Source organism: Roseateles sp. L2-2, from assembly GCF_050613215.1.
Taxonomy (GTDB): Bacteria; Pseudomonadota; Gammaproteobacteria; order Burkholderiales; family Burkholderiaceae_C; genus Roseateles; species Roseateles noduli.
In genome coordinates, this window is record NZ_CP192509.1 from 2143135 (window position 1) to 2169205 (window position 26071).

A 26071-nucleotide genomic window follows, 5' to 3' on the forward strand; every position below is an offset into this window, starting at 1 on the left:
CCTTCTGTTTCCGTGTTGAGATGAACGCCGCCCGCACGACCATCGCATGACCACCGTCACCGAGCTCTATCACCAGACCCTGGCCGAGCGCGGCTACACCGCCGACGCGGCGCAGCTGCGCGCCGTCGCCTCGCTGCAGCGCTGCCAGGACGAATGGGCCGACTACAAGGCACGGCGTTCCAACGCGGTGACCAAGTTCCTGGTGCGGCCGCCGCTGCCGCGCGGCGTGTACATGTTCGGCGGCGTGGGGCGCGGCAAGAGCTTCCTGATGGACTGCTTCTTCCAGGCGGTCCCGCTGACGCGCAAGACCCGGCTCCACTTCCACGAGTTCATGCGCGAGGTGCACCGCGAGCTGCAGGAGCTCAAGGGCATCCAGGATCCGCTGGACGAGCTCGGCAAGCGCATCGCGCGGCGCTTCCGGCTGATCTGCTTCGACGAGTTCCACGTCGCCGACGTCACCGACGCGATGATCCTGTACCGGCTGCTCGACGCGCTGTTCAAGAACCGCGTGTCCATCGTGACCACGTCCAACTTCCATCCCGACGGGCTCTATCCGAACGGGCTGCACCGCGACCGCATCCTGCCCGCGATCGAGCTGCTGAAGCAGAACCTGGAAGTCATCAACGTCGACAACGGCACCGACTACCGGCAGCGCTCGCTGGAGCATGTCGAGCTGTATCACACGCCGCTGAACGCGGAGACGGAAACGGCGCTGACGACGGCGTTCGAATCGCTCGCCGAGGCGCGCGACGAGGATCCGGTGCTGCACATCGAGCACCGCGAGATCCGCTCCCGCCGCCGCGCCGGCGGCGTGGTGTGGTTCGACTTCGCGGAACTCTGCGGCGGACCGCGCTCGCAGAACGACTACCTCGAACTGGCGACGCAGTTCCACACCATCATCCTGTCCAACGTGCCGGCGATGCCGCCGCGGCTGGCCAGCGAGGCGCGCCGCTTCACGCTGCTCGTGGACGTGCTGTACGACCGGCGCGTGAAGCTGATCATCTCGGCGGCCGTGCCGGCGGAGCAGCTCTACACCGAAGGCCCGCTGGCGCACGAGTTCCCGCGCACGGTGTCGCGGCTGCAGGAGATGCAGTCCAAGGAATACCTCGAACTGGAACGTCGCGACGTCGACACGCGGCTGACCTGAGGCCAGCGCCCGCCTCCGGGTGGGACGCCGCCGCGGTCGCTCCCTCCGAATGGGGTGTAGGGAAGTCACGGGCCGGCGTGTCACCGGAACCGGTGTCGCCGGATGCGATGATCGCGTCCATGACTTTCCGCTCCGTCCTTGTTCTCCTGCCGATGGCGCTGTCGGGCGCAGCCGTCTCGACGGCCGCCTGCGCAGCGGAGATGACCCGCGCCGAGATCGGCGCCGCCCGCGCCCGCATCGAGCAGACCTACCAGGCCAAGGTGCGCGAGTGCAACCAGCGTTTCGTCGTGACCGGCTGCCTGGAGGACGCCCGCGACGAGCGCATCCGCCAGCTGCGTCCGCTGGACCATGCGGAGCACCAGGTCAACGCCGAGGAACGCCTGCGTCGCAGCGCCGCGGCGCGCGAGCGCGTCGAGAAGAACGAACGCGAGGCCGCGCAGGACGAAGCCTGGCGCAAGACCGAATCGGTGCGCGAGGCGGCTCAGCCGGCGTCCACGCCCGCGCTGCCTGCCGCTCGCACGCCGCGCGCCAATCCCGAACTGCATCAGCGCCGCGAGGCGAAGCAGGAGGCTGAGGCCAAGGCCGACGCGGCCCAGCGCCGCGAAGCGGCCGCCGAGCGGCAGCGCAAGGCGCTGGACCGTCAGAGAATGGCCGGCGAGCAGCAGGCGCGTTCGGCGCAGAAGGCTGCCTCCGCGGCGTCTGCGCCGGTTGGCAGGAACACCAAGCCGCCCGCGGCACATCTGCCGACGCCGTCGGCCTCCGACATCCGCGCGCTGCCCAAGCCCTGAGGCGCCGACGCCCCATGCAAAACGCCGGTCGCTGGACCGGCGTTCTTCGTTGGGGGAGGGCGCTCGCCCGCCTTTGATGAGTGTGGCTCGTGAGCCGTCTTATTCGAGCGGATCCAGCCGAACGATGGCCAGCGACAGGTTGTCGCCGGTGCCCTTGGCGCGCTGGCGTGCCTTGTTGACCAGCAGCTCGGCGCCGTCGCGCGGCGGCAGGCTGTGCATCACCGTGCCCAGCTCAGCCGGAGAGAAGTAGTGCCACAGCCCGTCGCTGCAGCACATCAGCGTGTCGCCGTGCTCCAGGTGGTCGATGTAGGACTCGACCGGCGTCGGCTCCTGCACCGTGCCCAGGCAGGCGGTGAGCAGGTTGGACTGCGGATGGACCAGGGCCTCGTCCTCGGTGATCTGGCCCTCGTCGACCAGGCGCTGCACGTAGGACTGGTCCAGCGAGCGCGTCACCATGTTGGGGCCGCGGAAGTGGTAGATCCGCGAATCGCCGGTGTGGATCCAGAAGCAGCGCCGGTCGGCCGTCAGCAGGTAGGCCGCCAGCGTGCTGTGCGGCTCCTCCTCGGCCGAGATCGCCGTCAGGCGGATCATCAGGTGGGCTTCGGAGACGATCTGGCGCAGCAGTTCGGATTCGTCCTCCTCGCCGGGGACGAAACGCTCGAACAGCTGCTGCGCGGTGAGGATGACCTGGTCGGCGGCCTTGCGGCCCCCGCTCTTGCCGCCCATGCCGTCGGCGACGATGCCGAGCACGCAGCCGCTCTGTCTGGGATGCGCGATGACCTGGACCTGATCCTGCTGGTACAGACGATCGCCGCGATGGATGCCGGTGGCGGCGCTGAGGCGATAGCCTGGGATGTTGCGACTCATCCCAAAACTATAATCGTCCGGCTCGGCTTCCCGGTCGGGTGGTTCCCCGTTTATGGATGAACAACTTCACTCTCCCGCGCGCCGTCTGATTGAACTTCGCATCGCCCATGCGGAGCTGGACGGCCGCATCGACGCGTTGATGGGCGCCTTGCACGTGGGCGAGGATGTCCGCCCCGACCCGGCAGTCTCGACGATCGCCGCCATCACGGCAGCGACGACGACCGACGGCGACCGGACCGCGCCGCTCGTCGACGAACTGACGCTTCGTCGGCTGAAGAAGCAACGCCTGGCCCTGCGCGACGAGATCGCGCGGCTGGAACGCGCCAGCGATCCCGATGAGCCCGCCTGATCCCCGCGATCTCCACGATCCCGCCCTCGACGCCTTGACGGACGACGCCACCGACGACCTGATGGCGGAAGCCCCCTGGGGCGGCGCCGAGGCATCGCCGGCGCTGTCGGCCTCGCGCGCCCGCGCCGCGGCCGAGGAACTGCGTCCGGGCGAGCTGGAGCAGTCCGTGATCGCCGCCTTCGACACCGGCGGCCCGCTGTCACGACATGGCCCCGGCTACGCGCCGCGCGAGCCCCAGCAGCGCATGGCGCTGGCCGTGGCGCAGGCGATCGCCGGACGCGACACGCTGGTCGTCGAGGCCGGCACCGGCGTCGGCAAGACCTTCGCCTACCTGGTGCCGGCGCTGCTCAGCGGCGGCCGCACGCTGATCAGCACGGCGACGAAAAGCCTGCAGGACCAGCTCTTCATGCGCGACCTGCCGCGCCTGCTCGACACCTTCGCGCTGCCGCTGCGCGCCGCGTTGCTGAAGGGGCGCGGGAGTTACCTCTGCTTGCACCGGCTGCAGCAGGCGCGCCACAGTGCGGAGCTGCCCGATCGGCGCGCCGTGGCGCAGCTTGCGCGCATCGAGCGCTGGGCGATGACGACGCACACCGGCGACTTCGCCGAGATCGACGGCATGGACGAGCGCTCGCCGGTGATCCCGATCGTCAGCTCCACGCGCGACAACTGCCTGGGTACCGACTGCCCGTCCTACCGCGACTGCCACGTCGTGAAGGCACGCCGCGAGGCGATGGAAGCCGACCTCGTCGTTGTGAACCACCACCTGTTCTTCGCCGACCTGGTGCTGCGCGACAGCGGCGTCGCCGAACTGCTGCCCAGCGTCGAGGTGGCGATCTTCGACGAGGCGCATCAGCTGCCCGAGGCGGGCTTGAACTTCCTCGGCCGCCTGCTGGGCAGCGCGCAGCTGTTCGACTTCGGACGCGACATGCTCGCGCAGGGCCTGGCGCATGCGCGCGGGCTGCAGGAATGGCAGGCGATCGCCGGCGGCGTCGAGCGCGCGGCGCGCGCGCTGCGACTGGCCTGCGCCGGAGGACGCGAGCTGCGCGGCGTGCTCAAGCTGCGCTGGAACGAGTGCTCGGGCCGTGCCGATTTCGAGGAAGCGTTGATGCAGGTCACGCAGGCCGTCGAACTCAGCGTGGACGCCCTGGCGACAGTGATGGAAGTCGGCCCGGACCTCGTGCGCCTGCACGAACGCGCCGTCGAGCTCTACAAGACGGCGCAGCTGTTCGCGCGTCCGCCGGATCCGGGCGCGGTGCGCTGGGTCGATGTCGGGACGCATCAGGTCCGCCTGATGGAATCGCCGCTGGACATCCGCGAGGCGATGCAGGAAGCGCTCGCCAGCACGCCCAAGGCCTGGGTGTTCACGTCGGCGACGCTGGGCGAGGACGACGCGCTCACCTGGTTCACCGAGCCGGCCGGACTCGGCCAGGCGCGCACGCTGCGCGTGGGCAGTCCGTTCGACTACGCGTCGCATGCGCGGCTCTACGTGCCCAGGCATTTCCCCAAGCCCTCCGAGCCCGATCACGGCGAATCGGTGGGCTGGCTGGGCGCCCGCCTGGCGGCGCGGCTGGGCGGACGCACCTTCATCCTGACGACGACGCTGCGGCAATTGCAGACCGTCGCCGACGTGCTGCGCCAGCGCTTCGAGGAAGGCGGCCATCGGATCGAGGTGCTGGTCCAGGGCACGATGCCGAAGCGGCAGCTGCTGCAGCAGTTCGTCGACCAGCCGGCGTCGGTGCTGGTCGGCTCGGCGAGCTTCTGGGAGGGTATCGATGTGCCCGGCGACGCGCTGCAGTGCGTGCTGATCGACAAGCTGCCGTTCCCGCCGCCCAACGATCCGCTCGTGGAGGCCCGCGTCGCGCGGCTGGAGTCCGAGGGGCGCAACCCCTTCATGGAGTACTTCGTCGCCGAGGCCGCGATCGCGCTGAAGCAGGGCGCCGGCCGACTGATCCGGACCGAGACCGACCGCGGCCTGCTGGTCGTCTGCGATCCGCGCCTGGCGGGCTCGCACTACGGCAAGCGGCTGCGCGAGGCGCTGCCCCCGATGACGCAGGTGCCGGATGAGACGGCGGCGCAGGCGTGGCTTGCCGAGCTCAAGGCTTCGCACGACGCCTGAACGAAAAAGCCCGCACAAAGGCGGGCTGAATCTCTTCCAATCGCGCTGGGATCTGGTGGGCGGACGCTTGCCAGACTAGGCGCGAGGGGCCGCCGCATAGCAGCGCTATGCAAGGTCCCGAGCAACGACGTATGGCGAGCTTCCGCTCACCAGATCTGCCACCAGGCACGATCCTTGGGTTTGGCTTTGCCCGTGGTCAGATAGGAGCTGTCCGGGAAGCTCGACTGCAGCACGCGGCGGCTGTCGTCGCGCAGCTGTTCCAGGCCGAGCTTGTCGTAGCTCTGCACCATCAGGAACAGCGCCTCTTCCAGCGCCGGAGCGTTCTGGAATTCCATCAGCGCGGCTTGACCGCGGTTCGCCGACGCCAGGTAGGCGCCGCGGTTGTAGTAGTAGCGCGCCACATGCACCTCATAGGCCGCGAGGCTGTTGGTGATGTAGTCGACGCGGATGCGGGCGTCCTCGGAGTACTTCGATTCCGGGAACTGCTCCACCAACTGCTTGAACGCCTGCATCGAGTCGCGCGCGGCCTGCTGGTCGCGTTCGCTGATGTCCTGGCGGGCGATGCGGCCGAACAGGCCGAGGTCGTCGTTGAAGTTGACCAGGCCCTTCATGTACAGCGCGTAGTCCAGCGCCGGGCTCGACGGGTTGAGCTTGATGAAGCGGTCCAGCACCGTCACGGCCTGCACGCGCTCGCCGCTCTTGTAGTTCGCCCAGGCCAGGTCCAGCTGCGCCTGCTGGCCCAGCGTGGTGCCCGCGGCACGGCCTTCGATGCGTTCCAGCGTCTTGATCGCCCGGTCGTAGGAGCCGGAGAGCATGTCCTCCTTGGCCTCTGCGTACAATTTCTCCAGGTTGGCCTGGGAATTCGGGTCCTCCTTGGGGGCCGACGAACAGGCGGCCAGCCCCAGCACGGCAGCCGCCGCGGCGGTCATCGCCACGCAGCGCCACGCGGCGCGCCAGGTGCCGGATGCTTCAGAAGAATCCGCGGTCCGGCGGCGCAACACCCGAGTCTCGATCATGGTCCACAAGGCGCGCGCCACGGCGGCCCTCATCTGAAATTGGAGCGACGATTATATGGTTCAGGTCGGACACGACCCGGCAGCGCAGGACGGGCTTTACCCTGGTGAGAAATCAGGGGAAGGGCCGGCGAGCGCCGCTCTCTCCGAAGGCGTCGACGACGCGCAGGACGTCGTCGCCGACACGCCCGAACGCCGCAGCGCCGAGGCCGGCCGCGACGAGCTCGCGCTGCGCCTGGACAAATGGCTGGTGCAGCTGGCGCCGGAGTTCTCCCGCAGCCATCTGCAGGGGCTGATCGAGCGCGGCTGCGTCACGCTCGACGGGCAGCTCGTCACCCACGCGTCGCGCAAGCCCCGGCTCGGGCAGACGCTGGTCGTCGAACTGGTTCCCACCGAGGAGGCGCTCGCCTTCCGCGCGGAGCCGCTCGCGCTCGACATCGTCTTCGAGGACGAGCACCTGCTGGTCGTGAACAAGCCGGCCGGCCTGGTCGTCCATCCGGCGGCGGGCAATTGGTCCGGCACCTTGATGAACGGCCTCCTGGCCCATCACGCCAAGGCGGCGACGCTGCCGCGCGCGGGCATCGTGCACCGGCTGGACAAGGACACTTCCGGGCTGATGGTCGTCGGCAAGACGCTGCCGGCGGTCACGGCGCTGGTGCGCATGATCGCGGCCCGCGAGGTGCATCGCGAGTACCTCGCGCTGGTACACGGCCGCACGCCCGACGAGTGGATCGTCGACGCGCCCATCGGCCGCGATCCGCAGTCGCGCACGCGCATGGCGGTGGTCGGCGGCGGCAAGCCGGCGCGCACCGACTTCTTCAAGCTGGCCGAAGGCGAGTGGCAGGACGCGCGCGGCCTGAGCCGGACCGTGTCCTCGCTGCACTGCGTGCTGCACTCGGGCCGCACCCACCAGATCCGCGTTCACGCCGCGCATCGCGGGCACGCGCTGGTGTCCGACGCGCTCTACGGCGGGGCCGAGGCGCTGGGCGTGCCGCGCCAGGCGCTGCATGCGGCGCGGCTCAGCTTTGCGCACCCGGTCACCGGCGAGGCGATGCGCTTCGAGGCCCCGTTGCCGGGCGACCTGGCGTCGGGTTGGCGCGTCGCGGGTTTGCCCGATCCGGCGTTCTGAGAGGAGTGCGCGCGCTCGCGCTACAATGGCTCCCATTACTTGCGCTGACACCCACGTGAAGAACGTGCGCAAGGCGGCGGCGGGCTGGCAGTCGACCCCGTTCGCAGCGCAGGCCGCGCACCGACGCGGCGCCCACTGACCGGCCGGATCCACCCACTGAGCGGCGGCCGTTGGAGCAAAGAGCTCCCAAGCAAGCAGATCGAACCCGTCCGGCGCGGCCCGTTGCCGCTGTCGGCGCCCAAGATGGCGACACACACCGATTTGACCGGTCCCGAGGCCGGCGTCATGAATTGAGCCCATGCTGAGCGCATGCTGATCCGATGTTGATCCGATGTTGATCCGATGCTGATCCGATGAATACGCAGGAGGCCAAGCGGGTCCTGGAAACGGCGCTGCTCTGTGCGCAGGCGCCGCTGACGCTGCGTGACATGCGTTCGCTGTTCGCGGACGAGCTCAACGGCGACAGCGTGCGGTCGCTGCTCGACGAGCTGCTGCGCGAATGGGAAGGGCGGGGCGTCGAACTGGTGGCCCTGTCCTCCGGCTGGCGCTTCCAGAGCCGCCCCGAGATGCGCGAGCACCTGGACCGGCTGCATCCGGAGAAGCCGCCCAAGTATTCGCGGGCGGTGCTGGAGACGCTGGCGATCATCGCCTACCGTCAACCGGTGACCCGGGGCGACATCGAGGACATCCGCGGCGTGGTGGTGGCCACGCCCATCATCAAGCAGCTCGAGGATCGCGACTGGATCGAGGTCATCGGGCACCGCGAGGCGCCGGGCCGGCCGGCGCTGTATGCGACGACGAAGCATTTCCTGGACGACCTGGGACTGCATTCGCTGGAACAGCTGCCGGCCTTGATCCAGGGCGGCGACCCGACGCCGATCGCGGGGGCGCTGCAGGCGTCGCTGCTCGAAGAGCCGCCCGGCGACGTGGTGGTCGAGATCGAGCCGGCCGAACCTGCGGCAACTGCGGAGAGCGCGGAAACCGTCGATACGGCAGAGGCTGCCGAGACGGCGGAAGCCGCTGGGGAGGCGCAGGCCCCGGAGACGGCAGAGGCCCCGGAGACGGCGCAGGCTCCGGACACGGCAGAGGCTGTCGAGCCTGCTGAAACGAACCTGGCGACGCCCGAACCTTCGGACGTCGCCACTGAAGACGAATCCAAGCCGGTCGCCACGCGCGAACCGGGTGAAGAACCACAGGCTGGGGCTGTCAACCCCGAGCCCACTTGAGCGCCCCGGGAAGGGGCCGTGTCCACCGCTGACAAGGTGCAAGCCGACACATGAATTCCAACGACATCGACGATTCCAAGCCCGAGACGCTGACGACCGACCCGGCCGACGCGCCCGCGAAACCCAAGCGCACCCGCAAGGCTGCCGCGGCCCCGGTGGAGGCGACCGATCCGGTGGCTGCGCCAGCGGCCGAGGACGCGCCCAAGCCGCGCGCGCGCCGCAAGACGGCGGCCGCCGCCGAGACGCCGGTTGATGCGCCGGTCGAGGCGCCTGTCGCCGAAGAGGCGCAAGCGCCCAAGCCCAAGCGCCGCACGACGAAGAAGGTCGCCGAGGCTGCTGAATCGGCTGCGGCGGAAGCCGCGCCGGCGCAGGCCGAACGCGCCACGCTCCACGTGCCGGTCGCGACCGTCGAGGTTTCGCCCGCGCCGGTGTCGCCGGTGGCCGAAGCGGTCGGTGAGCTGGTCTCCCACGAGTCGCACTCAGCAGGTCCGGTGATCGGCGAAGGCGCCGAGAGCGCCGAAGGCGACGCGAACGGCGAACGCGAAGGTCGCGGACGCAACCGTCGCCGCCGTGGTCGCGACCGTGACCGCGAGCCGGGCGACGGTCAGCCGGCCCAGGCGCAGCGCCAGGCGCCGGAGGCCGGTGAAGGCGCCGATGCCGCGCCGTCGCAGGCCGACAGCGCCCAGCTCCAGGCCGAGGCGCAGGCGCGCTTCGACGCGCTGGTGTCGGGGGCCTTCGATGCCGACGTCGAGGATGACGGCAGCGCGCCCGCCGAAGCCGCCGACATCGAGGCCTCGTCCGACGACGAATCCGAAGCCGCCGACCAGCCCGCCAAGCGCGTGCTCGCGCCCGATGCCGACGCGCCCAAGCTGCAGAAGGTGCTGGCGCAGGCCGGCGTCGGCTCGCGCCGCGACATCGAGGACATGATCGCCAAGGGCCAGATCACCGTGAACGACGAGGTCGCCCACGTCGGTCAGCGCATCTCCTACGGCGACCGCGTCGCCGTGGCTGGCAAGCCGATCAAGGTCCGCATCGCGCCGGTCGCGCCGCGTATCCTGGCCTACCACAAGCCGGTCGGCGAGGTCGTGACCTTCAACGACCCCGAAGGCCGCCCCACCGTCTTCCGCGGCCTGCCGCGCCTGCCGCAGGGCAAGTGGCAGTCGGTCGGTCGCCTGGACCTGAACACCGAAGGCCTGCTGCTGTTCACCAACTCCGGTGAGCTGGCCAACCTGCTGATGCACCCGCGCTTCGGCGTCGAGCGCGAGTACGCGGTCCGCGTGCTGGGCTCGCTGAGCAAGGAGCAGAAGGAGAAGCTGCTGACCGGCGTCGACGTCGACGGCCAGCAGGCGAGCTTCAAGAGCATCGAGGACGGCGGCGGCGAAGGCGTGAACCGCTGGTACCGCGTCGTCATCACGGAAGGTCGCAACCGCGAAGTCCGCAAGCTGTTCGAGACGGTCGGTCTGGCGGTCAGCCGCCTGATCCGCATCCGCTACGGCACCGTCGTGCTGCCGCGCGGCCTGCGCCGCGGCGTGTACATCGAGCTGGGCGACGCCGACGTGCGCGTCATCCGCCAACTGGCCGGCAACGAGCCGCGCCCGCCGCGCCAGAACGATCGCAACGACCGGGGCGACAAGCGTCGCCGCGGCAACAGCGACGGTCCGCGTCCGAGCCGTCCCGAGCCGTCGCGCAACGAGCAGCGCGGTGATCACCGCGGCGATCGCGGTGATCGCGGCGACCAGCGCGGAAACCGGAACGATCAGCGCGGCGACCGTGGCGATCAGCGCAACGATCAACGCGGCGACCGCCAGGACCGCCCGCAGCGCCACAACGAGCAGCGCGCCCAGCAGAACCAGCAGCGTCCGCAGCAACAGCAGCAGGAACGCGAGCGCGATCGCCGGCCCCGCGACGAGGACGATGACGACTTCATCCCGAAGCACATCAACCCGTTGGAGCAGACCTTCGACCGTCGTTTCGCGACCGGCAGCAAGCGCATTCCGCAAGGCTTCGGCAAGGGCGGCAGCGATTCCGGCCACAACCCGCACCAGGGTAACAAGCGCGGTCCGGGTGGCGAACACCAACCCGATCCGATGAAGACCTCGATGGGCTACATCGGCGCCGATGCCTTCATCAATCGCGGCAACAACCGGGGCGGCGGTCGCCGTGGCGGTGGTGGCGGCGGTGGGGGTGGTGGCGGAGGCCGCGGCCGCCGCTGATCAGGTTTGAGCGTCCCGTGCCCGCCTCCCGGCGGAGCGGGGGCAAAACGGACCGAAGACGGACCGAAGACGGGCCGCAAGGGGGCCGGGTTCCATCCCGGCTTTTTGCCATTCGGTGACAGGCCGCTGATAACGGGATGTCACTTGGGGGCTTGACTTCACGCATTACAATCCCGGGCTTTGCCAAGCCCAAGATTTTCAAGGAAAAAGACATGGCCATCGAACGCACCCTCTCCATCATCAAGCCCGATGCCGTGGCCAAGAACGTCATCGGCCAGATCTACAGCCGCTTCGAAGGCGCCGGCCTGAAGGTCATCGCCTCCAAGCAGAAGCAGCTGTCGCGCGCCGAAGCCGAAGCGTTCTACGCCGTGCACAAGGCCCGCCCGTTCTTCAACGACCTGGTGACCTTCATGATCTCCGGCCCGGTGCAGATCCAGGTGCTGGAAGGCGAAGGCGCCATCCTGAAGAACCGTGACCTGATGGGCGCGACCGATCCGAAGAAGGCCGAGAAGGGCACCATCCGCGCCGACTTCGCCGACAGCATCGACGCGAACGCCGTGCACGGCTCGGACGCCGCCGAGACGGCCGCCGTGGAAGTGGCCTTCTTCTTCTCCGGCCTGGAAATCAACGCCCGCTGAAACGGGCAAGGCCTCTGACCTCCGGGCCATGAGGCCCTGAGTGGAAACGAGGAACGCATGATGGACACGGTCAACCTGCTCGGATTCGATCTGCAAGGCCTGGCCGCGTACTGCGAGCAGCTGGGGGAGAAGCGCTTCCGCGCGACCCAGCTGTTCCGCTGGATCCATCAGAAGGGCGCGTCGGACTTCGCCCAGATGTCCGACCTGGCCAAGTCGCTGCGCGACAAGCTGGCCGGGCGCGCCCACATCACCGCACTGCCGGTGATCTCCGAACATGTCTCGGCCGACGGCACCATCAAGTGGTTGTTCGACGTCGGCCAGGGCAACGCCGTCGAGGCGGTCTACATCCCCGAGGACGACCGGGCCACGCTGTGCATCTCCAGCCAGGCCGGTTGCGCCGTGGGCTGCCGCTTCTGCTCGACCGGCCACCAGGGCTTCAGCCGCAACCTGGAGACCTGGGAGATCGTCGCCCAGCTCTGGTATGCCGAGCACTCGCTGCGGCAGCGTCTGGGCAAGGACGAACGCATCATCTCCAACGTCGTGATGATGGGCATGGGCGAGCCGCTGCAGAACTACGGCGCGCTGGTCCCCGCCCTGAAGATGATGCTGGACGACCACGGCTACGGCCTGTCGCGCCGCCGCGTGACGGTGTCGACCTCGGGCGTGGTCCCGATGATCGATCGCCTGCGCGACGATGCGCCGGTGGCGCTGGCCGTCTCGCTGCACGCGCCCAGCAACCCGCTGCGCGACCAGCTGGTGCCGCTCAACCGCAAGTACCCGATCGCGGAACTGCTGGCGAGCTGCAATGCCTACCTGGAAAAGGCGCCCCGCGACTTCATCACCTTCGAGTACTGCATGCTGCAGGAGGTGAACGATTCGCCGGAGCAGGCGCGCGAGCTGATCGCGCTGCTCAAGGGCAAGGTGCCCTGCAAGATCAATCTGATCCCGTTCAATCCGTTCCCCGCGTCGGGCCTGAAGCGCAGCACCAACGAGCGCGTCAAGGCCTTCGCCGACCTGCTGATCCAGGCCGGCATCGTGACGACCGTGCGCAAGACGCGCGGCGACGACATCGACGCCGCCTGCGGCCAGCTCGCCGGCGAGGTGCAGGACCGGACGCGGGTCCATCTGCGCATGGTGCGCGCCCCCGTGGTGGTACAGCGGGACGCGGCATCGGCTTCCATCACCCCCGTCACTCCCGTCACTCCCACAGGCTCACGTCCATGACCGCTCCGTTGCCCGGCTCCGTCTTTCCGCGTCGTTCCGCCCGGACCCTGTCCGTCGTGCTGCTGATCGCCGCGGCCCTGGCCGGATCCCTGACCGGGTGCGCGGGCGGCGGGCAGCAGCAACAGCAGCCGCGCACCGAGAGCGACAAGACCGACAACGACCGTCGGGCGCAGGTGCGGCTGGAGCTCGCCAGCGGCTACTTCTCCCGCGGCCAGTACGAGACCGCGCTGGACGAGGTCAAGCTCGCGCTGGCCGCCAAGCCGGACCAGCCCGATGCGCTGCACCTGCGCAACCTGATCTACGCCGCGATGGGCGAGTACGGGCTGGCCGAGGACGGCTTCAAGCAGCAGCTCGCGCGCGACCGCAACAACGGCGACACGCTGCACAACTACGGCTGGTTCCTGTGCCAGCGCCAGCGCTACGCCGAGGCCTACCAGCAGTTCGACGCGGCCGTGGCCCTGCCGACCTACCGCACGCCGTCGCGCACGCTGCTGGCCTGGGGCGCCTGCGAGGCGCGCGAAGGCCGGCTGGTGCCGGCGCAGGAGCACCTGACCAAGGCCTTCGAGGCCGAGCCCGGCAATCCGACGATTGCCATGAACCTGGGCGAAGTGCTGTATCGCCAGGGCCAATACGAACGCGCGCGCTTCTATGCGCGCCGCGTCAACAGCAACGTGGAACAGGCGAACGCCGCCAGCCTCTGGCTGGAGCTGCGCATCGAGCGCCGCCTGGGCAATGCGTCCAACATGGACGACCTCGGTCAGCAAATGCGGCGCAAGTACCCGCAGGCGGCCGAGACGCAAGCGTTGAACAACGGTCGATTCGATGAATGAGGGACATCGCATGACTCCGACGGCCACCGACGAGGCGTCGCTCGCAGCCGATTTCGCTGCTTCCATGTCCGCGCCCAGCTCGGCCGGCGCCGTGCTGCGCCGCGCGCGCGAGGCCCGGGGCCTGCACATCGCCGCGCTGGCCGCGACGCTGAAGGTGCCGCAGTCCAAGCTGGAGGCCCTGGAGGCCGACCGCTACCAGGACCTGCCCGACGCGACCTTCGCCCGGGCGCTGGCGCGCTCGGTGTGCCGCGTCATGAAGCTCGATGCCGCGCAGGTGCTGATCCTGCTGCCGAGCAGCGGTGCGGAAGCCTCGCTGGACCGCGTCACGCCCGGACTGAACCAGCCGTTCCGCGCGCGGTCGGTGAGCCAGGACCCGGCGCTGTCGTCGGCCCTGCTCAAGCGCCCGGCGGTGCTGGGCGTCGGCGTGCTGCTGATCGCCGCGGTGGCGGTCTATGCGATCCCGTCGAGCTGGATCGAGCAGGTCACGCAACGTTTCCGGCAGACCGATGCTTCGACCTCGGCGCCCGGCCCGGGCAACGTCTTCGGCACATCGCCCGCCACCACCGAGACGCCGCCGGCGTCGGTCGAGGCGCCGGTGGTGAGCGCGTCCGAGCCGGCGGCGCAGACGACTGTCGGCGCAGCGCCGACGACGCCGCCATCGGCGCAGACGCAACAAGCGCCGACGGCGACCTCGCCGGTGCCGTCCGGCACTGCCCCGGCCACGACGACCGCGACCGCCACGCCTTCCGCCGCCACGCCGTCCACGACCGCTCCGACGTCGCCGACCGCTGCGCCCGTTGCGCCCGTTGCCCAGCCCGGCCAGCCGGTCCAGGCCGGAGCGCCCGCGCCCGGTACCTCGCCCCTCAAGGTCCGCGCCAGCGCCGAGGCCTGGGTCGAAGTCGTCGACGCCAAGGGTCAGGTGCTGCTGTCGCGACTGCTCAGACCCGGCGACCTGGTCGATGTGAACGGCGTCGCGCCGTTGAAGCTGCGCGTGGGCAATGTGTCCGGCACGGAACTGGTGTTCCGCGGCCAGCCGGTGGACCTCGCCGCCCGGTCGCGCGACAACGTCGCCCGCGTCGAACTGAATTGAACTGAACTGACCGGATCGCCCCCGACCTTCCGGGCGCCGCACCAGCCGTACTTTCCTCGCAAGAGCGCCGCATCATGGACCAGCCTGCAACTCCCGATTCCGCCGACCTTGACCTGTCCGACCTGATCGCCGCCGCCGCGCCGTCCGCGCGCCGCTCGCGCCAGGCGCAGGTGCGCTGGGGCAGCCGCGTGGTGACCATCGGCGGCGACGCGCCGGTGCGTGTGCAGTCGATGACCAATACCGACACCGTCGACGTCATCGAGACGGCGATCCAGATCAAGGAACTGGCGCAGGCCGGGTCGGAGCTGGTCCGCATCACCGTCAACAACGCCGAGGCCGCCGACGCCGTCCCGCACATCCGCGAGCAGCTCGACCGCATGGGCGTGGACGTGCCGCTGGTGGGCGACTTCCACTACAACGGCCACCGGCTGCTGACCGAGCACCCGGCCATGGCGCAGGCGCTGTCCAAGTACCGGATCAATCCGGGCAACGTCGGCAAGGGCGACAAGAAGGACCGCCAGTTCGCCCAGATGATCGAGGCCGCGATGCAGTACGACAAGGTCGTGCGCATCGGCGTCAACTGGGGCAGCCTGGACCAGGAACTGCTCGCGCAGATGATGGACGACAACGCGAAGCGCGCGTCGCCCTGGGACGGCAAGCAGGTCATGTACCAGGCGCTGATCCAGTCGGCGCTGTCGTCGGCCTCCTATGCCCGCGAGCTGGGCATGAACCCCGACAACATCATCATCAGCTGCAAGGTCAGCGGCGTGCAGGACCTGATCTCGGTCTACCGCGCGCTCAGCAAGCGCTGCGACTACGCGCTGCACCTGGGCCTGACCGAAGCCGGCATGGGCACCAAGGGCACGGTGGCCTCGGCCGCGGCGCTGGCGGTGCTGCTGCAGGAAGGCATCGGCGACACGATCCGTGTCTCGCTGACGCCGCAGCCCGGCGAGTCGCGCACCCAGGAAGTCGTGGTCGCGCTGGAGATCCTGCAGTCGCTGGGTCTGCGCGCCTTCAACCCGAGCGTCACCGCCTGCCCCGGCTGCGGCCGCACGACCAGCACGACCTTCCAGGAACTGGCCAAGCAGATCGACGATTTCCTGCGCGCGCAGATGCCGGTCTGGCGCGAGAAGTACCCCGGCGTCGAGACCATGAAGGTCGCGGTGATGGGCTGCATCGTCAACGGCCCCGGCGAGAGCAAGCATGCCGACATCGGCATCAGCCTGCCGGGCAACGGCGAGGCGCCGGCGGCGCCCGTCTTCATCGACGGCGAGAAGGCGCTGACCCTGCGCGGCGACAACATCGCCGGCGAGTTCCACGCCCTGGTCGAGACCTACATTGAAAAGCGCTTCGGCGCGAGCACTACCACCGCATGAGCAAGAACATCCAGGCCGTCAAGGGGATGAACGACATCCTCCCGGCCAGCGTCGACCGCAAGGACAAGCTGCCGAGCAGCCAGCTGTGGAGCTGGTTCGAGACCACGCTGCGCGGCGTGCTGCAGCGCTACGGCTACCAGTACATGCTGACCCCGATCGTCGAGCCGACCGCGCTGTTCGTGCGCGGGCTGGGCGAGGTGACCGACATCGTCGAGAAGGAGATGTATTCCTTCACCGACAGCATGAACGGCGACAAGCTGACGCTGCGCCCGGAAGCCACCGCCGGCATCGTGCGCGCGATGGTCGAGCACAACGCGCTGTACAACGGCCCGCTGCGCCTGTGGACGATGGGACCGATGTTCCGCCATGAGAAGCCGCAGAAGGGCCGCTACCGCCAGTTCAACCAGCTGGACGTCGAGGCGCTGGGCTTCGCCGGCCCGGACGTGGACGCCGAGATCATCCTGATGGTCCGCCGCCTGTGGCAGGAGCTGGGTCTGGTCGTCGGCGAGCACGTGCGGCTGGAGCTGAACTCGCTGGGTCAGCCCGACGAGCGCGCCGCGCACCGTGCCGCGCTGATCACCCACTTCGAGGCGCACGCCGACAAGCTGGACGAGGACGGCAAGCGCCGCCTGCACACCAATCCGCTGCGCATCCTGGACACGAAGAACCCGGCCATGCAGCCGGTGGTCGAGGCCGCGCCGCACCTGATGGATTTCCTCGGCGAGGAAAGCCTGGCGCACTTCAATGCCGTGCGCGCGATCCTGGACGCTGCCGGCGTCGAATACCGCATCAACACGCGCCTGGTGCGCGGCATGGACTACTACAACCTGACCGTCTTCGAATGGGTGACCGACCAGCTCGGTTCCCAGGGCACGGTTTGCGGCGGCGGTCGCTATGACGGCCTGTTCGAACAGCTCGGCGGCAAGTCGACGCCGGCGGTGGGATTCGGCCTCGGCATCGAGCGCCTGCTGCTGCTGATCGACGAGCTCGGCCTGCCGGTGCCGTCCTCGGCGCCGGACGTCTACGCGATCCTGCCGGACGCGGCCGCGCTGCCCCAGGCCATCCCCGTGCTGGAAGCGCTGCGCGCCGAAGGCGTCGCGGTGCAGATGCATGCCGGCGGCGGCTCGTTCAAGTCGCAGTTCAAGAAGGCCGACGCCTCGGGCGCCCGCTTCGCGCTGGTGTTCGGCCAGGATGAACTCGCCCGCGGCGAAGTCGCCGTCAAGCCGTTGCGCGGCGACGGCGAACAAGTGACACGTCCGCTTAACACGGTGGCTGCATGGGCGGCTGACCTGCGCACCGCATAATCGCGACCTCGAATTTCAACCCGGACCCTCACTCGAACATGGCGGCTCATCTCGATCTCGAAGAACAGGAACAGCTGGAGCAGCTCAAGGCGTTCTGGAAGCGCTGGGGCAATCCGATCACCTGGCTGCTGACGCTGGCGCTGGTCGCCTACGCCGGCTGGACCGGCTGGAACTACTGGCAGCGTACCGAGGCGGCCAAGGCCGGCGCGATGTTCGGCGAGCTGCAGCGCTCGGCGCAGGCCGGCGACCTGGGCAAGACCGTGGCCGTCTTCGGCACGCTGAAGCAGGACTTCGCCGGCACCGGTTACGCCGCGCAGGCCGCGCTGGTGACCGCCAAGCTGCAGCTGGACAAGGAAAAGGCCGACGACGCCCGCGCCACGCTCACCTGGGCCGCCGCGAGCGCCAAGGGCGACGCCAACCGCGACCTGGCGCGCCTGCGCCTGGCCGCGCTGCAGATGGACGCCAAGCAGTTCGACGAAGCAGGCAAGACGCTGGACGCCGTCAAGAGCGCCGACTTCGCCGCCCTGGTGGCGGACCGTCGCGGCGACCTGGCGCTGCTGCAGAACAAGCCCGACGTCGCCAAGACCGAGTTCAAGAAGGCCTACGACGGCCTGGACAAGCAGCTCGACTATCGCCGCCTGCTCGAAGTGAAGCTGGCCAGCCTGGGTGTGGCGGTCGGCGGTGACGAACCCGCCGCGGGAGCCGCCCAGTGAAGGCCGGCCTGATCCTGGGTCGTCTGGCCCGCGCGCTGCTGCTCGGTGGCGTCGCCGCGACGCTGGGTGCCTGCTCGCTGTTCAGCAGCTCCACCGCGCCCAAGCCGGCGCCGCTGGAAGAGCTGACCCCGTCGCTGCAGGCCCGCGTGGCCTGGGAAGCGCGCGTGGACAGCGTCAAGTTCCCGCTGGCGATCACGGCGGTCAACGACCGCTTCATCGTCGGCGGTTCCGACGGCGTCATCAGCGCGATCTCCGCGACCGACGGCACCACGCTGTGGCGCGCGGACATCGGCAAGGGCCTGACTGCGGGCGTCGGCAGCGATGGCCGCTTCGCCGCCGCGGTGACCCGCGACAACGAACTGGTCGTCACGGAAGGCGACAAGATCCTGTGGCGCAAGACGATGACGACCCCGGTCGTGACGTCGCCTTTCGTCGCCGGCGAGCGCGTGTTCGTGCTGACGCTGGACCGCGCGGTGCTGGCCTTCGACGCGGCCGACGGCCGTCGCCTGTGGGAGCTGCGCCGTCCGGGCGAACCCCTGACGCTGCAGCAGTCCGGCGTGATCGGCGCCTACCAGAACACGCTGCTGGTGGGGCAGGGCTCGCGCCTGGCGGGCATCGACCCGACCCGCGGCCTGCTCATGTGGGAGGCGACCGTCGCCAGCCCGCGCGGCACCAACGAGGTCGAACGCCTGGCCGACCTGGTCGGTCCGCTGGCGCGCGACAACGACGTCTTCTGCGCCCGCGCATTCCAGTCGGCTGTCGCCTGCGTCAACGGCGAGCGCGGCAATACGATCTGGACCCGCAACAACGCCGGCCTGCGCGGCGTCGGTGCCGATTCGACGATCGTCGTGGGCGGCGACGCGTCCGACCGCCTGACCGCCTGGGGCACCCGCAGCGGCGACGTCATGTGGACCGCCGACCAGTTCCAGAATCGCAAGCTCAGCGCGCCGCTGGTGACCGACAAGTCGGTCGTCGTCGGCGACAGCGAGGGCTATGTGCACTTCCTCTCCAAGGACAAGGGCCAGACCGTGGCCCGCCTGCAGACCGACAGCTCCGGCCTCGCCGCGGCGCCGGTGCAACTGGGCGGCACGGTGCTGATCGCCACCCGCAGCGGGCGCCTGTTCGCGCTGCGTCAAGACTGATATGAAACCTGTGATCGCCCTGGTGGGCCGCCCCAACGTGGGCAAGTCCACGCTGTTCAACCGGATGACGAAGAGCCGCGACGCCATCGTCGCTGACTTCGCCGGCCTCACGCGCGACCGCCATTACGGCGACGGTCGCCTGGGCGATCGCGAGTTCATCGTCATCGACACCGGCGGCTTCGAGCCCGACAGCACCACCGGCATCGTCAAGGAGATGGCCAAGCAGACCCGCCAGGCCGTGGCCGAGGCGGATGCCGTCATCTTCGTGCTGGACGTGCGCACCGGTCTGGCCGGTCAGGACCTGGACATCGGCCGCTACCTGCGCCAGTGCAACAAGCGCGTCTTCATCGCGGTCAACAAGGCCGAGGGCATGAGCGACAGCCCGCTGCTGGCCGAGTTCCATGAACTCGGCATGGGCGAGCCGCATCCGGTCTCCGCGGCGCACGGGCAGGGCATCCGCTCGCTGCTGGAGGCGGTGCTGGACAGCTTCGAGGCGCCGGTCGAGGACGAAGAGGAACTGGCGGAAGGGGCCGGTCCCGACGACGAGCGGGCGATCCGCCTCGCGGTCGCCGGCCGTCCGAACGTCGGCAAGAGCACGCTGATCAACACCTGGCTGGGCGAGGAGCGCCTGGTCGCCTTCGACATGCCGGGCACGACGCGCGACGCCATCAGCGTCGACTTCGAGCACAACGGCCAGAAGTTCAAGCTGATCGACACCGCCGGCCTGCGCCGCAAGGGCAAGGTCTTCGAGGCGATCGAGAAGTTCTCGGTGGTCAAGACGCTGCAGGCGATCTCCGACGCCAACGTCGTGCTGCTGCTGATCGACGCGACGCAGGGCGTCACCGACCAGGACGCGCACATCGCCGGCTACGCGCTGGACAGCGGCCGGGCGGTGGTCATCGCGATCAACAAGTGGGACGCGATCGACAGCTACCAGCGCGAGACCATCGAGCGCCAGATCCAGACGCGCCTGGGCTTCCTGCGCTTCGCGGCCATCCTGAAGATCTCGGCGCTCAAGCGCCAGGGCCTGGGTCCGCTGTGGAAGGCGCTGGCGGATGCCTACTCGTCGGCCTACCGCAAGATGACCACGCCGGTGCTGACCCGCCTGATCCAGGAAGCGGTGCAGCATCAGCAGCCGCAGCGCTCGGGCGTCTCGCGCCCCAAGCTGCGCTACGCCCACCAGGGCGGGATGAATCCGCCGATCGTCGTCATCCACGGCAATGCGCTGGAGGGCGTCAGCGACGTCTACAAGCGCTATCTGGAGGGACGCATCCGCGACCACTACAAGCTGGTGGGCACGCCGATGAAGATCGAGCTGCGTTCCTCGAAGAATCCGTTCGCCGACACCTGAAAACAGCGCGGTCCGGGGAAACCCGGTGCTGTGATAAGGTGTGGTATTCCAACACCTCACTTCCAACACGGAGCATATCGTGAGCAACAAAGGACAACTCTTGCAAGACCCTTTCCTGAACCTGCTGCGCAAGGAGCATGTTCCTGTGAGCATCTACCTCGTGAACGGCATCAAGCTGCAAGGCCATATCGAGTCCTTTGACCAGTACGTCGTCCTGCTGCGCAACACGGTCACGCAGATGGTCTACAAGCACGCCATCTCGACGGTGGTTCCGGGCCGTGCGGTGAACTTCCACACCGGCGAGAGCAACGACGCCAGCTGAAGCTGATTGACCACTCAAGACCCCACCCATTCGACGCCGCCCCCCGAGGCGGCGCGCGCCATTCTGGTGGGGGTCGATCTGGCCCGCGGCGAGGCCTTCGACCCCACCCTCGACGAACTCGCGCTGCTGGCCGAATCGGCCGGTGACACCCCGGTCGCCCGGGTCGTCGCCAAGCGCAAGGCGCCCGACGCGGCGCTGTTCATCGGCTCCGGCAAGGCCGACGAGATCAAGCTCATGGTGCAGGCGCTCGGCGCCCACACCGTGCTGTTCGACCAGGCCATCTCCCCCGCCCAGCAACGCAACCTGGAACGCCACCTCGGCGTCCCCGTGGCCGACCGTACCGCGCTGATCCTGGAGATCTTCGCGGCCCGCGCGCAGAGCTTCGAGGGCAAGCTGCAGGTGGAGCTCGCGCGGCTGCAGTACCTCTCCACGCGCCTGGTGCGTCGCTGGAGCCATCTGGAGCGTCAGAGCGGCGGCATCGGCATGCGCGGCGGCCCCGGCGAGCGCCAGATCGAGCTGGACCGCCGCATGATCGACGACCGCATCAAGTCGATCAAGGAACGCCTCAAGAAGGTCCAGAAGCAGCGCGCCACGCAGCGCCGCGCCCGCGCGCGCAACGGCGTGTTCCGCGTCTCGCTGGTGGGCTACACCAACGCCGGCAAGAGCACGCTGTTCAACGCGCTGACCAAGGCCAAGGCCTATGCGGCCAACCAGCTCTTCGCGACGCTGGACACGACGACCCGCTCGCTCTACCTCGAAGAGGCGGGGACCAGCGTGTCGCTGTCGGACACGGTGGGCTTCATCCGCGACCTGCCGCACAAGCTGGTCGAGGCCTTCAAGGCGACGCTGCAGGAGGCGGCCGACGCCGATCTGCTGCTGCACGTCGTGGACGCCGCCAGCCCGGTGCTGGCCGAGCAGATGGAGGAGGTGGAGCGGGTGCTCGCCGAGATCGGCGCGCAGCACATCCCGCAGATCCTCGTCTACAACAAGCTCGACCTGCTCGAGGACAACCAGCGTCCGCGACAGCTGCAGGACTGGTTGACGCGCGTGGGCGGCGAGCACGGCGGGCAGCGCCTGCCGCGGATCTTCGTCAGCGCGGTGAAGGGCGAGGGCCTGGATGAGCTGCGCACGATGATCGCGTCGCTGATGCAGGCGGCGCCGGTGCCCGAGTACGCGGGTCAGGAGACGGACCCGGATATCGATCAGGACATCGATCAGGACATCGACCCGGACGGCTTGACCGATGTCGACGGCAGGGATGACCTCCACGACGGCGACTTGAACCCTCAGGACACGCCCCAAGATCGGTCGGACCCGCAGGATCATCCGCAGGGACGCACAGGCTGAGGCCGTACGCCAATGCCCGATACTTGCAACAAGACTTCCTCATCAGGATGCGTATGAATCAAGACGATCGCATGTCCGTCGCCGGTGGCGGACGTGACCCGCGGGGTGGAGCCGGCAGCCTGCGCCGCCGGCTGGGCCTGTGGATGAGCAATGGCCGCAATGAAGGCCCGCCCGACCTGGACGAGCTGTGGCGCGATTTCAATCGCAAGCTGTCGCGCCTGTTCGGCGGCCGCGGCGGCAACGACGGCGGCAATGACGGCGGCCGCTCCGGCAACGGCGGCGGCAACCAGCCGCCCGACATGCGCGGCGCCGGCATCGGCGTGGCGCTGGTGATCGGCGTGGTGCTGCTCGGCTGGCTGGCCAGCGGCGTGTTCATCGTGCAGGAAGGCCAGCGCGGCGTGATCACCTCGTTCGGCAAGTACAGCCGCACCGTGGACGCCGGCATCCAGTACCGCCTGCCGTATCCGTTCCAGGCGCACGAGGTCGTCTCGTTCACGCAGCTGCAGACGGTGGAGATCGGCCGCAACTCGGTCGGCCAGGCCACGGGCCTGCGCGACTCGTCGATGCTGACGCAGGACGAGAACATCATCGACGTGCGCTTCACCGTGCAATACCGGCTGAAGGACGCGCGCGACTACCTGTTCGAGAACTACAACACCGACGAGGCCGTCAGCCAGGCCTCCGAATCGGCGGTGCGCGAGATCGTCGGCCGCAGCAACACCGACGCGGTGCTCTACGAGCAGCGCGACGCGATTGCCAACGACCTGGTGAAGTCGATCCAGACGCAGCTCGACCGGCTCAAGACCGGCATCGAGGTCGTCAACGTCAACCTCAGCAGCGTGCAGCCGCCCGAGCAGGTGCAGGCCGCCTTCGACGACGCGTTCCGTGCGACCGCCGACCGCGAGCGCCTGAAGAACGAAGGCGAGGCCTACGCCAACGACGTGATCCCGCGCGCCCAGGGTCAGGCGGCCCGCCTGCGCGAGGACGCCGAGGCCTACCGCGCCCGCGTGGTCTCGTTCGCCGACGGTGACGCGCAGCGTTTCAAGTCGGTGCTGGCCGAGTATCAGAAGGCGCCGGCCGTGACGCGCGACCGCCTCTACATCGACACGATGCAGCAGGTCTATTCGCGGGTCACCAAGGTGATGGTGGACGCCAAGAGCGGCTCCAACCTGCTGTACCTGCCGCTGGACAAGCTGATGCAGCAGACCTCGGGCACGGTCACCACGACGACGCCGACGCCGGTGCTGCCGACCGAGACGACGCCGACCAGCCCGTCGTCGCTGAGCACCGATCCGCGTTCGCGCGACGCCATGCGCAGTCGCGATCGCGACGGCCGTTGATCGAGGGAGCCCACAACAATGAATCGCATCGTCTCCGTCGTCGTCGGTCTGCTGATCCTGTTCATGATCGCCAGCTCGACGCTGTTCGTCGTCGACCAGCGCCAGTTCGCGGTCGTCTATTCGCTGGGCGAGATCAAGGAAGTGATCACCGAGCCCGGCCTGAAGTTCAAGCTGCCCCCGCCGCTGCAGAACGTGGTCTTCCTGGACCGCAGAGTGCAGACGCTGGACGCGGCCGATCCGCGTCCCATCTTCACCGCTGAAAAGAAGAGCCTGGTCATCGACTGGCTGGTGAAGTGGCGCATCGTCGATTCGCGCCAGTACATCCGCAACAGCGGCACGCAGCTGCGCAGCCTGGAAACGCGCCTCAGCCCGATCGTGCAGAACGCGCTGAACGAGGAAGTGACCAAGCGCACCGTGCGCGCGGTCCTCGCCACCGAGCGTGAGAAGGTCATGCAGGACGTGCGCAAGCGCCTCGAGGAAGAGGCCAAGCAGTTCGGCATCGAGATCGTGGACGTGCGCGTCAAGCGCGTGGACTTCGCGGCCAACATCACCGAAGCCGTCTACAACCGGATGAAGTCGGAACGCGCCCGCGTCGCCAACGAGCTCCGCTCCACCGGCGCGGCCGAGGGCGAGAAGATCAAGGCCGACGCCGACAAGCAGCGCGAAGTCATCACCGCCGAGGCCTACCGCGACGCGCAGAAGATCATGGGTGAGGGCGATGCCAAGGCGTCGATCCTGTACTCGGAAGCCTTCGGCCGCGACCCGCAGTTCGCTCAGTTCTACCGCTCGCTGGACGCGTACCAGCGCTCGTTCAAGAACAAGGGCGACGTGATGGTGCTCGATCCGTCCAGCCCCTTCTTCAACGCGATGCGCAACGGCGGCCCTGGCGTGCCGGCGGGTCCCGCACCGAAGAAGTGATCCCGGGAAGGGCCGGATGACGCGAACACCGCGTCGCCGGCCTGCGTCAACTGGCTGACCGGCGGCAGCCGGGGAGGGCGGCCTCATCATGGGTGGCGACAAGTGGCTGGCAGCGCTGGCGCTGCTGCTGATCATGGAGGGGCTGATGCCCTTCCTGAACCCCGGCGCCTGGCGCCAGCTGTTCTCGAAGCTGCTGGCGATGAGCGATGGCCAGTTGCGATTCCTCGGTCTCGCGAGCCTGGTCTGCGGCGTCGTGCTGCTGATGCTGCTCTGAGCAGCCCGAGCAGCCCGAGCAGCCCGAGCAGCCCGAGCAGCCCGAGCAGCCTGTCACGAAGACTCGCTGAATCGTTGGCGAATGCCCGCTGAACCCTCGCGTGAGGGACTCGGTGGCCGGGGCGCGTCGCGACCCCGGTACAATGCCGTTTTTAACCCCCTCCCTGAACGTCCATGGCCTCTGCTTGGCTGCTGCCCGAGCACATTGCTGACGTCCTCCCCTCCCAGGCCCGCCGCATCGAAGAACTTCGACGCGAACTCCTGGACATGGCGCGGACCTACGGTTGCGAGTTGGTGATGCCCCCGTTGCTGGAGCATCTCGACTCGCTGCTCTCCGGCACCGGTCAGGCGCTGGACCTCAAGACCTTCAAGCTCGTCGACCAGTTGTCCGGTCGCAGCCTCGGCCTGCGCGCGGACACGACGCCGCAGGTGGCGCGCATCGACGCCCACCTGCTGAACCGTGCCGGCGTGACGCGCCTGTGCTACTGCGGCCCGGTGCTGCACACGCGTGCTGAGGGCCTGACCGCGACGCGCGAGCCGCTGCAGTTCGGCGTCGAGATCTACGGCCATGCCGGTCTCGAAGCCGATCTGGAGGCGCAGGAACTCGCCATCGATGCGATGCAACGCGCCGGTGTGACGCGCCTGGTGCTGGACCTGGGCGACGCGCGCCTGGTGCGCGGCGTGCTCGGCGATCACGCGCTGAGCGAGGACCGTCTGAACGCCTTGGTGGCCGCGATGGCCGCCAAGGACGCGGCCGGCGTGGCCGCGTTCTCGAACGAGCTCCCGGACGACGTCGTCGCCGCGCTGCAGACCCTGCTGCGCCTGTACGGCGGCGTCGAGGTACTGGCCGACGCGCGCAAGGCGCTGCCGGCCAACGCGCTGGTCACGGCCGCGCTGGACGACCTGGAATGGCTGATCCGCCATCTGGCTGCGGCTTATCCCGACGTGCGCATCGGCGTCGACCTCGCGGACCTGCCGGGCTTCGGCTACTACAGCGGCGTGCGCTTCGCGCTGTACGCGGAGGGCGGCAGCGATGCGGTCCTGCGCGGCGGCCGCTACGACGAGGTCGGCGCGGTCTTCGGCCGGCGCCGTCCGGCGGTGGGCTTCAGCCTGGACCTGAAGACGCTGGTGGGCCTGATCCCCGCCACGTCGCTGCGGGCCGCGGTGCGCGCCCCGTGGGGCGAGGATCCCGACCTGCGCGCGGCGGTCCGCCGCCTGCGCGAGCAGGGCGAGACCGTGGTCTGCGTCCTGCCGGGCCACGAGCAAGAGAACGACGAATTCGAATGCGACCGCGAGCTGGTGCAGTCCGGCGGTCAATGGGTGCTGCGATCGCTGTGAGCGACGCGATTCGCCCC

The 26071-nt window shown here is 69.1% G+C and carries 25 protein-coding genes; 23 read left to right on the top strand and 2 right to left on the bottom strand.

Annotation, left to right across the window (positions count from 1 at the left end; translation table 11 throughout):
• The first annotated feature begins 46 nt into the window (after nucleotides 1–46).
• Nucleotides 47–1147, top strand: coding sequence for a cell division protein ZapE (zapE, locus tag ACQZ13_RS09705; RefSeq protein WP_088403572.1), 1101 nt, complete (start codon nucleotides 47–49; stop codon nucleotides 1145–1147).
• 119 nt (nucleotides 1148–1266) lie between these two features.
• The gene (locus ACQZ13_RS09710) at nucleotides 1267–1935 is read left to right on the top strand and encodes a hypothetical protein (protein WP_431051395.1); all 669 of its coding nucleotides are present in this window, start codon (nucleotides 1267–1269) and stop codon (nucleotides 1933–1935) included.
• Nucleotides 1936–2034: 99 nt separating this feature from the next.
• Here the strand turns inward: ACQZ13_RS09710 and ACQZ13_RS09715 are convergent, their stop codons facing one another.
• Nucleotides 2035–2802, bottom strand: a complete 768-nt coding sequence (locus tag ACQZ13_RS09715; RefSeq protein ID WP_431051397.1) for a PP2C family protein-serine/threonine phosphatase — start codon at nucleotides 2800–2802, stop codon at nucleotides 2035–2037.
• Nucleotides 2803–2854: 52 nt separating this feature from the next.
• On the opposite strand from ACQZ13_RS09715, the gene ACQZ13_RS09720 reads away from it, so the two are divergent.
• Together ACQZ13_RS09720 and ACQZ13_RS09725 are read left to right on the top strand one after the other, a co-directional pair.
• Nucleotides 2855–3151 (top strand): DUF465 domain-containing protein, encoded by a 297-nt coding sequence (locus ACQZ13_RS09720; protein WP_431051399.1) that lies wholly within the window; start codon nucleotides 2855–2857, stop codon nucleotides 3149–3151.
• Complete coding sequence (locus ACQZ13_RS09725; RefSeq protein ID WP_431051401.1) at nucleotides 3138–5267, top strand: ATP-dependent DNA helicase; 2130 nt, start codon at nucleotides 3138–3140, stop codon at nucleotides 5265–5267. Before ACQZ13_RS09720 ends, ACQZ13_RS09725 begins: the two co-directional genes overlap by 14 nt.
• Nucleotides 5268–5413: 146 nt before the next feature.
• Here ACQZ13_RS09725 and ACQZ13_RS09730 read toward each other — a convergent pair whose 3' ends face one another.
• Entirely contained in the window at nucleotides 5414–6196 is a 783-nt protein-coding gene (locus ACQZ13_RS09730; RefSeq protein ID WP_431053181.1) for an outer membrane protein assembly factor BamD, read from the bottom strand.
• Here ACQZ13_RS09730 and ACQZ13_RS09735 point away from each other — a divergent pair.
• The 19 genes from ACQZ13_RS09735 to ACQZ13_RS09825 all read left to right on the top strand — a co-directional run bounded on the left by ACQZ13_RS09735 (nucleotide 6081) and on the right by ACQZ13_RS09825 (nucleotide 26054).
• On the top strand, nucleotides 6081–6320 hold the full coding sequence (locus ACQZ13_RS09735) for a hypothetical protein (protein ID WP_431053450.1): 240 nt from the start codon (nucleotides 6081–6083) through the stop codon (nucleotides 6318–6320). The two genes, ACQZ13_RS09730 and ACQZ13_RS09735, sit on opposite strands and share 116 nt — an antisense overlap.
• Nucleotides 6321–6338: 18 nt before the next feature.
• Nucleotides 6339–7409 carry an RluA family pseudouridine synthase gene (locus tag ACQZ13_RS09740; RefSeq protein WP_431051403.1) on the top strand — a complete coding sequence of 357 codons (1071 nt, stop codon included), beginning with the start codon at nucleotides 6339–6341 and terminating at the stop codon, nucleotides 7407–7409.
• Between the two features lie 353 nt (nucleotides 7410–7762).
• Nucleotides 7763–8635: an SMC-Scp complex subunit ScpB gene (gene scpB, locus ACQZ13_RS09745; RefSeq protein WP_431051405.1), complete on the top strand. Its 873-nt coding sequence runs from the start codon at nucleotides 7763–7765 to the stop codon at nucleotides 8633–8635.
• A 50-nt stretch (nucleotides 8636–8685) separates the two neighbouring features.
• Nucleotides 8686–10848, top strand: coding sequence for a pseudouridine synthase (locus ACQZ13_RS09750; RefSeq protein WP_431051407.1), 2163 nt, complete (start codon nucleotides 8686–8688; stop codon nucleotides 10846–10848).
• 212 nt (nucleotides 10849–11060) lie between these two features.
• Nucleotides 11061–11486 carry a nucleoside-diphosphate kinase gene (ndk, locus tag ACQZ13_RS09755; RefSeq protein ID WP_067275554.1) on the top strand — a complete coding sequence of 142 codons (426 nt, stop codon included), beginning with the start codon at nucleotides 11061–11063 and terminating at the stop codon, nucleotides 11484–11486.
• Nucleotides 11487–11543: 57 nt separating this feature from the next.
• The gene (gene rlmN, locus ACQZ13_RS09760; protein WP_431051409.1) at nucleotides 11544–12710 is read left to right on the top strand and encodes a 23S rRNA (adenine(2503)-C(2))-methyltransferase RlmN; all 1167 of its coding nucleotides are present in this window, start codon (nucleotides 11544–11546) and stop codon (nucleotides 12708–12710) included.
• Nucleotides 12707–13540 carry a type IV pilus biogenesis/stability protein PilW gene (gene pilW / locus ACQZ13_RS09765; protein WP_431051411.1) on the top strand — a complete coding sequence of 278 codons (834 nt, stop codon included), beginning with the start codon at nucleotides 12707–12709 and terminating at the stop codon, nucleotides 13538–13540. Before rlmN ends, pilW begins: the two co-directional genes overlap by 4 nt.
• A gap of 10 nt (nucleotides 13541–13550) precedes the next feature.
• Entirely contained in the window at nucleotides 13551–14630 is a 1080-nt protein-coding gene (locus ACQZ13_RS09770) for a RodZ domain-containing protein (RefSeq protein WP_431051413.1), read from the top strand.
• A gap of 74 nt (nucleotides 14631–14704) precedes the next feature.
• Complete coding sequence (ispG, locus tag ACQZ13_RS09775; RefSeq protein ID WP_431051415.1) at nucleotides 14705–16006, top strand: flavodoxin-dependent (E)-4-hydroxy-3-methylbut-2-enyl-diphosphate synthase; 1302 nt, start codon at nucleotides 14705–14707, stop codon at nucleotides 16004–16006.
• Complete coding sequence (hisS, locus tag ACQZ13_RS09780; protein WP_431051417.1) at nucleotides 16003–17310, top strand: histidine--tRNA ligase; 1308 nt, start codon at nucleotides 16003–16005, stop codon at nucleotides 17308–17310. The genes ispG and hisS overlap by 4 nt, the downstream gene beginning before the upstream one ends.
• A gap of 38 nt (nucleotides 17311–17348) precedes the next feature.
• Entirely contained in the window at nucleotides 17349–18023 is a 675-nt protein-coding gene (locus ACQZ13_RS09785; protein ID WP_431051419.1) for a YfgM family protein, read from the top strand.
• Nucleotides 18020–19165, top strand: a complete 1146-nt coding sequence (bamB, locus tag ACQZ13_RS09790) for an outer membrane protein assembly factor BamB (RefSeq protein WP_431051421.1) — start codon at nucleotides 18020–18022, stop codon at nucleotides 19163–19165. Before ACQZ13_RS09785 ends, bamB begins: the two co-directional genes overlap by 4 nt.
• 1 nt (nucleotide 19166) lies before the next feature.
• The gene (gene der, locus ACQZ13_RS09795; protein WP_431051423.1) at nucleotides 19167–20516 is read left to right on the top strand and encodes a ribosome biogenesis GTPase Der; all 1350 of its coding nucleotides are present in this window, start codon (nucleotides 19167–19169) and stop codon (nucleotides 20514–20516) included.
• Nucleotides 20517–20595: 79 nt separating this feature from the next.
• On the top strand, nucleotides 20596–20838 hold the full coding sequence (hfq, locus tag ACQZ13_RS09800; protein ID WP_067275532.1) for an RNA chaperone Hfq: 243 nt from the start codon (nucleotides 20596–20598) through the stop codon (nucleotides 20836–20838).
• A 6-nt stretch (nucleotides 20839–20844) separates the two neighbouring features.
• Entirely contained in the window at nucleotides 20845–22185 is a 1341-nt protein-coding gene (gene hflX / locus ACQZ13_RS09805; protein ID WP_431051426.1) for a GTPase HflX, read from the top strand.
• A gap of 53 nt (nucleotides 22186–22238) precedes the next feature.
• The gene (gene hflK, locus ACQZ13_RS09810) at nucleotides 22239–23525 is read left to right on the top strand and encodes an FtsH protease activity modulator HflK (RefSeq protein WP_431051428.1); all 1287 of its coding nucleotides are present in this window, start codon (nucleotides 22239–22241) and stop codon (nucleotides 23523–23525) included.
• A gap of 18 nt (nucleotides 23526–23543) precedes the next feature.
• Nucleotides 23544–24443, top strand: coding sequence for a protease modulator HflC (hflC, locus tag ACQZ13_RS09815; RefSeq protein ID WP_431051430.1), 900 nt, complete (start codon nucleotides 23544–23546; stop codon nucleotides 24441–24443).
• Between the two features lie 88 nt (nucleotides 24444–24531).
• Nucleotides 24532–24717: a DUF2065 domain-containing protein gene (locus ACQZ13_RS09820; protein ID WP_431051432.1), complete on the top strand. Its 186-nt coding sequence runs from the start codon at nucleotides 24532–24534 to the stop codon at nucleotides 24715–24717.
• 173 nt (nucleotides 24718–24890) lie between these two features.
• Nucleotides 24891–26054, top strand: coding sequence for an ATP phosphoribosyltransferase regulatory subunit (locus ACQZ13_RS09825; RefSeq protein ID WP_431051434.1), 1164 nt, complete (start codon nucleotides 24891–24893; stop codon nucleotides 26052–26054).
• The last annotated feature ends 17 nt before the right edge of the window (nucleotides 26055–26071 follow it).

Coding starts and splice junctions, on each gene's coding strand:
- zapE (WP_088403572.1), top strand. CDS start 47: ATGACCACCGTCACCGAGCTCTATCACCAGACCCTGGCCGAGCGCGGC.
- ACQZ13_RS09710 (WP_431051395.1), top strand. CDS start 1,267: ATGACTTTCCGCTCCGTCCTTGTTCTCCTGCCGATGGCGCTGTCGGGC.
- ACQZ13_RS09715 (WP_431051397.1), bottom strand. CDS start 2,802: ATGAGTCGCAACATCCCAGGCTATCGCCTCAGCGCCGCCACCGGCATC.
- ACQZ13_RS09720 (WP_431051399.1), top strand. CDS start 2,855: ATGGATGAACAACTTCACTCTCCCGCGCGCCGTCTGATTGAACTTCGC.
- ACQZ13_RS09725 (WP_431051401.1), top strand. CDS start 3,138: ATGAGCCCGCCTGATCCCCGCGATCTCCACGATCCCGCCCTCGACGCC.
- ACQZ13_RS09735 (WP_431053450.1), top strand. CDS start 6,081: ATGTCCTCCTTGGCCTCTGCGTACAATTTCTCCAGGTTGGCCTGGGAA.
- ACQZ13_RS09730 (WP_431053181.1), bottom strand. CDS start 6,196: ATGACCGCCGCGGCGGCTGCCGTGCTGGGGCTGGCCGCCTGTTCGTCG.
- ACQZ13_RS09740 (WP_431051403.1), top strand. CDS start 6,339: ATGGTTCAGGTCGGACACGACCCGGCAGCGCAGGACGGGCTTTACCCT.
- scpB (WP_431051405.1), top strand. CDS start 7,763: ATGAATACGCAGGAGGCCAAGCGGGTCCTGGAAACGGCGCTGCTCTGT.
- ACQZ13_RS09750 (WP_431051407.1), top strand. CDS start 8,686: ATGAATTCCAACGACATCGACGATTCCAAGCCCGAGACGCTGACGACC.
- ndk (WP_067275554.1), top strand. CDS start 11,061: ATGGCCATCGAACGCACCCTCTCCATCATCAAGCCCGATGCCGTGGCC.
- rlmN (WP_431051409.1), top strand. CDS start 11,544: ATGATGGACACGGTCAACCTGCTCGGATTCGATCTGCAAGGCCTGGCC.
- pilW (WP_431051411.1), top strand. CDS start 12,707: ATGACCGCTCCGTTGCCCGGCTCCGTCTTTCCGCGTCGTTCCGCCCGG.
- ACQZ13_RS09770 (WP_431051413.1), top strand. CDS start 13,551: ATGACTCCGACGGCCACCGACGAGGCGTCGCTCGCAGCCGATTTCGCT.
- ispG (WP_431051415.1), top strand. CDS start 14,705: ATGGACCAGCCTGCAACTCCCGATTCCGCCGACCTTGACCTGTCCGAC.
- hisS (WP_431051417.1), top strand. CDS start 16,003: ATGAGCAAGAACATCCAGGCCGTCAAGGGGATGAACGACATCCTCCCG.
- ACQZ13_RS09785 (WP_431051419.1), top strand. CDS start 17,349: ATGGCGGCTCATCTCGATCTCGAAGAACAGGAACAGCTGGAGCAGCTC.
- der (WP_431051423.1), top strand. CDS start 19,167: ATGAAACCTGTGATCGCCCTGGTGGGCCGCCCCAACGTGGGCAAGTCC.
- hflK (WP_431051428.1), top strand. CDS start 22,239: ATGAATCAAGACGATCGCATGTCCGTCGCCGGTGGCGGACGTGACCCG.
- hflC (WP_431051430.1), top strand. CDS start 23,544: ATGAATCGCATCGTCTCCGTCGTCGTCGGTCTGCTGATCCTGTTCATG.
- ACQZ13_RS09820 (WP_431051432.1), top strand. CDS start 24,532: ATGGGTGGCGACAAGTGGCTGGCAGCGCTGGCGCTGCTGCTGATCATG.
- ACQZ13_RS09825 (WP_431051434.1), top strand. CDS start 24,891: ATGGCCTCTGCTTGGCTGCTGCCCGAGCACATTGCTGACGTCCTCCCC.